This window comes from Streptomyces colwelliae (assembly GCF_048158785.1).
GTDB lineage: Bacteria > Actinomycetota > Actinomycetes > Streptomycetales > Streptomycetaceae > Streptomyces.
The window spans coordinates 1-8,545 of the sequence record NZ_JBLTJC010000416.1 but is presented as its reverse complement, the minus strand read 5'-3'; the positions used below and the strand labels follow the sequence as shown (position 1 = coordinate 8,545).

At 72.5% G+C, this 8,545-nt stretch carries 3 protein-coding genes; 2 read left to right on the top strand and 1 reads right to left on the bottom strand.

The annotated features are described in order from the left end of the window. Positions 1–30 precede the first annotated feature (30 nt). Positions 31–3,045, top strand: a complete 3,015-nt coding sequence (locus tag ACNFOC_RS46060) for an alpha-mannosidase (RefSeq protein ID WP_416964970.1) — start codon at positions 31–33, stop codon at positions 3,043–3,045. A gap of 186 nt (positions 3,046–3,231) precedes the next feature. Further along, on the top strand, positions 3,232–3,990 hold the full coding sequence (locus ACNFOC_RS46055; RefSeq protein ID WP_416964969.1) for a hypothetical protein: 759 nt from the start codon (positions 3,232–3,234) through the stop codon (positions 3,988–3,990). On the opposite strand, the gene ACNFOC_RS46050 is transcribed toward ACNFOC_RS46055, so the two are convergent. Continuing rightward, positions 3,954–8,498: an nSTAND1 domain-containing NTPase gene (locus ACNFOC_RS46050; protein WP_416964968.1), complete on the bottom strand. Its 4,545-nt coding sequence runs from the start codon at positions 8,496–8,498 to the stop codon at positions 3,954–3,956. The genes ACNFOC_RS46055 and ACNFOC_RS46050 overlap by 37 nt on opposite strands. Between the last annotated feature and the right edge of the window lie 47 nt (positions 8,499–8,545).

The window sequence follows — 8,545 nt, the reverse complement described above, 5'->3', positions numbered from 1 at the left end:
AACCCGCAACCGAGCTACGGAGCACCCCACATGCATGACGACCGCAGCCTGGTCGAAGCCCGCCTCAAGCGCGTCCTCGAAGAGCGCATCCGTCCCGCCGTGTACCCCGAGTCCGTGCCGCTGGAGGTGGCCGTCTGGCACGCGCCGGACGAGCCGGTGCCCGTGGCCGAGGGGCTCGCGGGCACACCCGAACCGATCGAGGTGGGTGCCCGGTGGGGTGCTCCCTGGGGGACCAGCTGGTTCCGCGTCACCGGGACCGTCCCCCAGGAGTGGGCCGGGAGGACCGTCGAGGCGCTGCTCGACCTCGGCTTCGACGAGAACATGCCCGGCTTCCAGTGCGAGGGCCTCGTCTACCGTCCCGACGGCACCCCCGTGAAGGGCCTCAACCCGCGCAACCAGTGGGTCAGGATCGGGGCGCCCGTCGCCGGCGGCGAGGAGGTGCGGCTGCACATCGAGGCCGCCTCGAACCCCGTCGTCCTCGACTATCACCCCTTCCTGCCAACGCAGTTGGGCGACAAGGAGACCGCCGGCAGTGAGCCCCAGTACACGCTCACCCGCATGGACCTCGCGGTCCTCGACGAGAACGTGTGGAACCTCGTCCTCGACCTGGAGGTCGTCGGCGAGCTGATGGCCGAGCTGCCGGTGGACTCGGCCCGCCGCTGGGACCTCCTGCGGGCGATCGAAAGGGCACTGGACGCCGTGGACCTCCAGGACGTCAACGGCACGGCGGAGCGCGCCCGTTCACAGCTCGCGGACGTACTGTCCACGCCCGCCGTCCCCTCCGCGCACCGCATCAGCGCCATCGGGCACGCGCACATCGACTCGGCGTGGCTGTGGCCCCTGCGGGAGACGGTCCGCAAGGTCGCGCGCACAACCTCCAACATGACGGCGCTTCTTGAGGACGAGCCCGACTTCATCTTCGCCATGTCGCAGGCCCAGCAGTGGGCTTGGGTGAAGGAGCACCGGCCCGAGGTGTGGGCGCGGGTCAAGAAGGCGGTGGCGGACGGGCGGTTCGTGCCGGCCGGCGGCATGTGGGTCGAGTCGGACACCAACATGCCGGGCTCGGAGGCGATGGCCCGTCAGTTCGTGCACGGGAAGCGGTTCTTCCTCGACGAGTTCGGCATCGAGAACGAGGAGGCCTGGCTGCCCGACACCTTCGGCTTCGCCGCCGGGCTGCCGCAGATCATCAAGGCGGCCGGTTCCAAGTGGCTGCTGACGCAGAAGATCTCCTGGTCCCAGACGAACAAGTTCCCCCATCACACCTTCCGTTGGGAGGGCATCGACGGCACCCGGATCTTCACCCACTTCCCGCCCGTCGACACCTACAACTGCTCCATGCAGGGCCGCGAGATCGCCCACGCGGCACGCAACTTCAAGGACAAGGGCGTCGCCCGGCACTCCCTCGCGCCCACCGGCTGGGGCGACGGAGGCGGCGGGACGACGCGCGAGATGGTCGCCAAGGCGGCCCGCCTGCACGACCTCGAAGGCTCGGCGACCGTGGCCTGGGAGACCCCGAAGGAGTTCTTCGAGAAGGCCGAGGCCGAGTACCCCGAACCCCCGGTCTGGGTCGGCGAGTTGTACCTCGAACTCCACCGCGCCACCCTCACCAGCCAGGCCAAGACCAAGCAGGGCAACCGCCACAGCGAACACCTCCTGCGTGAGGCCGAGCTGTGGGCGGCGACGGCGGCGGTCCGGGCCGGATTCCCGTACCCGTACGAGGACTTGGACCGGATCTGGAAGACGGTGCTGCTGCACCAGTTCCACGACATCCTGCCCGGCTCGTCCATCGCCTGGGTGCACCGCGAGGCCCGCCGGACGTACGAGCGGATCGCCGCGGAGTTGAACGCCGTCATCGACGCGGCCCAGCGAGCGCTGGCGGGGGAGGGCACGACCCCCCTCCTCTTCAACTCGGCGCCCCACACCCGCGAAGGCGTCCCCGCGGGCGGCGCCCGGACCCCGGCGGTCCAGGGCGAGACGGCACTCGCGACCAGGGTCGGCGGCGGACACGTGCTGGAGAACGGCCTCCTGCGCGTCGAGGTCGACGGCCGGGGACTCGTCGTCTCCGCCTACGACATCGAGGCCGACCGCGAGACCGTCGCCCCCGGCCGGGCCGCGAACCTGCTCCAACTCCACCCGGATTTCCCGAACATGTGGGACGCCTGGGACGTCGACGAGTTCTACCGCAACACGGTCACCGACCTCACGGACGCCGACGAGGTCGTGGCCGACGGGAACGCCGTGCGGATCGTACGGTCCTTCGGCGCGTCCCGGGTCGCCCAAGTCCTGTCCCTCGCCCCCGGGGAGCGGCGGCTGCTCATCGACACCGAGGTCGACTGGCACGAGACCGAGAAGTTCCTCAAGCTCGCCTTCCCGCTGGACGTGCACGCCGAACGGTACGCGTCCGAGACCCAGTTCGGGCACTTCCACCGCCCCACGCACACCAACACCTCATGGGAGGCGGCCAAGTTCGAGGCCTGCAACCACCGCTTCGTCCACATGGAGGAACCCGGCTGGGGCGTCGCCGTCGTCAACGACTCGACGTACGGCCACGATGTGACCCGTACGGTCCGCGGCGACGGCGACAACGGTACGACCACCACGGTCCGCGTCTCCCTCCTCCGCGCCCCGCGCTTCCCGGACCCCGAGACCGACCAGGGCGTCCACCGCTTCCGGCACGCACTGGTGCCCGGCGCGGGCATCGGCGACGCGGTCCGCGAGGGCTGGCGGATCAACCTGCCGGAGCGGCGGGTCGAGGGCGGGCAGGAGGTCGCGCCGCTGGTGGGCGTCGACCGGGACGCGGTCGTCGTCACGGCGGTGAAGCTCGCCGACGACGGGAGCGGGGACGTCGTGGTCCGCTTCCACGAGGCGCACGGGGGACGGGCCAGGGCGACCCTGACGGTGGGCTTCGCGTTCGACGCGGTGGACGTCGTAGACCTGCTGGAGCGGCCGCTGGCCGACGAGGCCGCACCCGGGTGGGACGGAGACCGTATCCAACTGGCCCTGCGGCCCTTCGAGTTGAGGACCCTCAGGCTGCGACGGAGCTGAGGCGGGCGGTAGGCCGACGGCCGGGCGCGCACACGGGCGGTGATGCTACACGCACGGCCCGTGTGCCGCGCGCGATCCGGCGGAACCGGTGATGTGCGCTTCTTTCGGGGCGTATCGTCTGGTATCGCGCCAGGCACCGTCGGGGACAACGTCCGGCGGGCGGGGGAGTGGCGCGGGGGAGACATCATGCGCCGGGGGGCCGTAGGAATTTCGTTCAAGGGTGTCGCCCATCGGGCCCGTCCGGCCGCGCGCCGGGGCCTGATGTGCGTCGCCGCGGCCGGTGCGCTCGCGCTGGCCGCGTGCGCGCCAGGAGGCCAAGTCCCTTCCGTGGACCCGCCGGTGGCGAAGCGGTCGGTCGCGAAGCCGTCCGGTACGGGCACCGCGGCGGCGTCCGCCGTGCCGCCCAACCTGGCCGCCGCGCTCCTCGCCCCCGGCGACCTCGACGGCTACTCCATCGCCTCGTCCCCGTCGCCGTCGGCGAACACGAAGTCCTCGGAACCCTCGGAGTGCGCGGGGACGGACCGTGTGTACTCGTACCGGAAGCCGCCCCTACGGCCGTCCGTGGAGACGGGGTTGAACCGGTTTCAGCCCGTGTCGCTGGTGTCCGAGGAGCTCACCCTGCGCAGGATCGAGGACGCCCGTGCGGAGGTGGAGCTGGAGGCGGACTTCATCCGGGACTGCCACCGGCTCCTCGCGGGCGATGCCACCGGCGACCTCAGCCCGCTCGCCTTCCCGACGCTCGGCGACCGCACGGTGGCGGGGCGGGTGGAGACGACGGCTCTCGGTCTGCGCGAGAACACGGACCTGGTGTACCTCGTGCACCCGAAGGGCATCGTGATCAGCCTCGCGATCATGACCCTCGGTGACGCCGCCGACTCGGACGTCGCCCAGCAGGTGGCCCGGGTGGCCTATCGCAAGGTCGACGACTTCGTCGCGGGGCGCTGACCGGCACGGGCCCGGCAGGGCGGGTCGGCGGGGAACGACTCACGCCACAGTTGCCCGGCCGCCGCGGCGCCCCGCGCCGCACACACCTCGGCGGTCGCCAAGTCGACCTCGCTGAAAGACAGTTGAAGCTGGCCGGTGCCGGTCACCGACACCAGGTCCGCTTCTGCGGTGGCCGCTGCTCCGATGGCTGTGGCGCGGTCGCCGTCGCCCCCCACGGTCCCCTTTCCCGCCCAGAGCCCGGGGTGCCGTGAGCCCCACAGCCGTACGGTGCCGTCGTCGGAGAGTGCCGCGAGGACGCGGGAGCCCGGGCGGGTGCCCGGTCCGAGTGCCAGGCCGAGGACATCGCCGGTGCCGGCGTCGAGGTGGGTGGGCGAGGGAGAAGTACCGCTCCTCAGGTTCCAGACGGCGACCGAGCCGCGCTCTCCCGCGGCGGCCAGCACCGAGCCGTCCGGGCTCGCCGTCAGCGCGCGGCCGAGCTTCGATCCGGTGGCCGCGAGCTTCAGAGCCAGGGCGGGCGTAGTCCGGTCCGCCAGGCTCCAGACGTCCACCGCGCCGTCGTCCGAACCGATGGCCAGGCGATGGGTACGGCCCAGGAACGCCAGACCGGTCACCGCGCCGGAGTGCCCCTCGACCCCGACCGGGTCGGGCACATGCTCGGGATCCGACAGGTCCCAGAGGAAGACGCGGCCGTGTCGGGTCCCGGCGGCCAGCACGGTGCCGTCCTGGCTCAGGGCCAGCGAGGCGACCGGTTCGGCACCCCGGGTCACGAGCCGCGCCACCGGGGTGCCGGAGCGATCGGGTCTCCAGAGCAGGACCGTCCCGGAGGTGAACCCGCCGGCCAGCAGGGTCTGGCCCCGGCCGCCGAAGGCGAGCGCGCCCAGCGGGGCCGGGCGGGTGGCGCCGTGGGAGAGCCGGCCGGCGGGCCGTAGCGTGCGGTCCGGGCCCGGCGACCAGAGGTAGACCGAACCGTTCCTGCCGCCGCCCGCCACCAGGGCGCCGTCGGCGCGGACGGCGAGCGCGGTCAGGCCACCCGGCTGTCTGCGGGCGTCCGGCTCGGGCAGGCGGTGCAGCGTGAGCCGGGGTCCCGAGGCCGTGGCCACCGTGCGGCCGTCCGGAGAGACGGCCATCGCGCTCAGGGGTTCGCCCGTACTCACCTGTGCGGTCAGCCGGTCATCGCTCGTCGCGAAGACGCGAACTCCCGTGTCCCGATGGGCGATCACCCATTCCCGGCCGTCGGCGGCAAAGGCCAGCCCGACCACGGGGCCGCCCCCCGAGTGCGCCGTCCGGCGGTGCAGCGCGATCGCGTGGTGGCCCCCCTCGCCGATCCGCCACCGGGACACCGTTCCGTTCCGGTGGCCGGCGATCAGGAGTGTGCCGCTCGGATCCACGGCCAGCGCGCTGACCGGGCTGTCGGCCCGATGGAGTTCGAGCAGCGCGTGGCGTGGGCCGGACGCGTCCAGGACGACGACGTTGCCGTTCTGGGCGCCGACCGCCAGCCAACTGCCGTTACCGCCATAGACGATCGGGGCGGAGTCCCCGGTGATGAGCGCCCGCGGCCACGCGGGCGGCAGGGAGGTGCCGTGGGTGGTGTCGAGGACCGTGGTGAGCCCGGGGTAGAAGTTCAGGGCGAGCCGGCGGCCGTCCGGGCGGAACGCCATGCCCATCACCGGGGCGTTGAAGACGACGGTGGCCGCCTGCCCGGTGGAGCGGACGGCGGTGGTCGTGGGGCGCAGGACCAACTGGGTCTGGACCATGCCCTCTTGGGTGGATCCGTCCATCGTGTTGAGGGCCAGCGCCTTTCCGTCGGGCCGGAACAGGGCCAGGGTCGTGCCGCTCGTGCCGGACAGCCGGGTGGGCGGTCCGCCCGGGCCGCCGCTGTCGACGGGCCAGATCCGGACCCGTCCGTCACCGGCGGCGACCAGCCGGGTCCCCGTACGGTCGAAGGACAGCGACGTGATGTCCGGTCCCCGAGCGGTGAGCTGGACCGAGGACCGCGCGGACGCGGTGGTCAGTACGGCGTCCCGGGTCCTGTCGGTGCGTTCGATCCGGTAGGCGGCCAGGGCGAGTTGGGCCGCCAGCGCGGGATCCGTGGCACGCGAGGACTCGGCGTCGGCGAGCAGGGTCTGTACGGACCTCTCGCGCTGCCGCTGCCGGTCCGCCTGTAGCGCCTTGAACCCGAAGCCGGCGCCCGAGGCGATCAGCACGGCGAGCACCACCAGCGCCGAGACCACCCGCGTCCGTAGCCTGCGCCGTCGTTCGTACTCGGCGGACGCCGCCAGGAAGTCCTGAACCGTGCTGTTGGCACGCCCCTGTTGGCGGTTCGCCCAGTCCCGGGCACTCGCCAACTCCGGTCCCAGCCACAGCAGTCGGTCGAGCCGCTGCTCCTCCCAGTCGGCGGCGGTCCGCTCCAGCCGTAGCCTCAACAGCGGTTCCCCGTCGTGCAGTTGCTCCACCCACTGCTCCAGCGCGGACCAGTTCATCAGCAGGGAACGGTGGACGAGCTGGACGTGGTGTTCGTCCTCGGTGACCAGGCGGTGCTGTTTCAGGAGGTCGAGCACGGTCCGGAAGACGCGTTGCCGGTCGGCGGGGAAGTACGAGCCGAGGACCTCCGTGCGGAGCCTCTTGACGGTCTGTTCCGTCTCGCCCGTCCAGTGCACGAGTTCGACCAGGATCTCCTTGGCGGTCCTGCGGTCCTCGTCGCTGGTCAGGCCCTCGTAGAAGGTGTCGGCCGCGTGGGCGATGGAGCGGCCGAGGCCTCCGGTGCGGGCGTAGTCCGGTGGGCGCAGCGTACGGCCGTGGTGCGCTTCCCAGGTGCCGCGCAGCGCGTGTGACAGCAGCGGCAGGACACCGCTGTCGAAGTCGGCTCGGGCCTCCCGGTGCAGGGCCACGTCGGCCCGTAGCCGGGCGAGGAGTTCGGGACTGACGATGTGTCCCGCCGCGCGGGCGGGACCGGTGATCACCTCGTCCAAGTGGCGTGCCGCCAGGGGCCGTACGACGTACATGCCGTCGCCCGGGGTCAGCGCCGGTTCCAGGGACTCGTAGGGATACAGGGCGCCGAGGTGACTGTTCTGCACGGACAGCACGACGCTCGCCGCGGCCTCTTCGGATCGTCCGGGGGACGTCACGGAGGCGGCGATCAGACAGGCGACGAAGGCGTCCCGTTCCGTCGTCTCCGCGGCCGTCTCGCTGTCGCCCCGGTAGTGGAACATCTCCTCCAACTGGTCGACGACCAGCAGATGGTGGGCCGGTGCGCGGTGCGGATCGTGTGCGCCCAGCCGCTCGGCCCGGGCCCGGAGCGCCTCGGCGAGCACCCGGGGATCGGCGGCCAGCCGGTGGGCCAGGTTCTCCACGTCGGCCGGTCCGGCGTCGCGCTCCAGGACGGCACTGGCCAGGGCCTGGAGCGGACGGTCCGTGGGAGTGAGCGTGACCTGGTGCCAACTGCCGGTCTCCGGGGCGACTTTGCCGACGGCGAGCGCGGGCAGCAGTCCGGCCCGCAGCAGGGACGTCTTGCCGATGCCGGAGGGCCCGGTGACGAGCAGCGGCCCCTGACCGCGCCGCGCGACCACCCGCCGGGCGAGGGTGTCGACATCGTCCGTACGCCCGAAGAAGCTCCGCACACCGGACGAGTCGAACGGCGCGAGACCGGGATACGGGCACTCGGTGTGGCCGTAGTCGGAGGCCTCGCAGTCCCCGTCGGACAGGGGATCCGCCGATGCGTAGGCGGGGTTGGGGGCCAGGACGACACGGTCCACGCTGTTGTGGGCGGCCGACTGCGGGGTCGACGCCGACTCTCCCTCGGGGCGCGGGCGTCGCGTGTGCGCGAGCAGATGGCCCACGGTCAGCAGCGGATGTCCGTCGGAGCCACCGCCGTTGAGAAAGGCGATGACGTCCCCGGTGAACGCGGTGTGGTCGGCGCCGCCGGGTGCGTGGGCCTGCTGGTCGTCGTCCGCCGAGGTCAGCAGCAGACTGGGGCGACCGGCCCGCCCGGCCAGCGAGTGCAGCCGGCTGCCGGCGAACTCCCCGCTGCTGAGCGGGAGTCCGGAGAAACAGCAGTCCAGTACGACGATCAGGGGCGCGTCACCGACCGGTTCCAGCGCGCTCATCAACTCGTCGAACCGGAGCGCCGTATTGCCGAGCGACGGACTGTCGTACGTCAGCCGGGCCGCGTCCCCGGTCATCAGGAGCAGGGAGTTGTCCCGGCGCCGGGGCGCCTGCACCCCGTGCCCGACGTAGTGGAGGAGCAGCCCGCCCGACGCCTCCCGCGCGATGCGTTCGACCGGTTCGAGTACGTCGTCGGGGCGCCCGGGGTCCTTCAGTCGCAGGAGCCGGTCCGAAGTGAGACCGCACCGCTCGGTCAGGAGTCGGGCGAGGGCGTCGGCCGAGCGGTGCACCGACGGCCGGTACGGGAAGTCGACGCTGCCGTCGGCCGGGGAGGCGGACACGACGACCGCGCGTGTGCCCTCGTAGCCCAGGAACAGTTGGCGTACGGGATCGGACGGGACGCCCACGCCGGGCTCAACCGGCGCTGTCCGAAGGGGCGGTGGAGGGGCTGGGC

Coding starts and splice junctions, on each gene's coding strand:
- ACNFOC_RS46060 (WP_416964970.1), top strand. CDS start 31: ATGCATGACGACCGCAGCCTGGTCGAAGCCCGCCTCAAGCGCGTCCTC.
- ACNFOC_RS46055 (WP_416964969.1), top strand. CDS start 3,232: ATGCGCCGGGGGGCCGTAGGAATTTCGTTCAAGGGTGTCGCCCATCGG.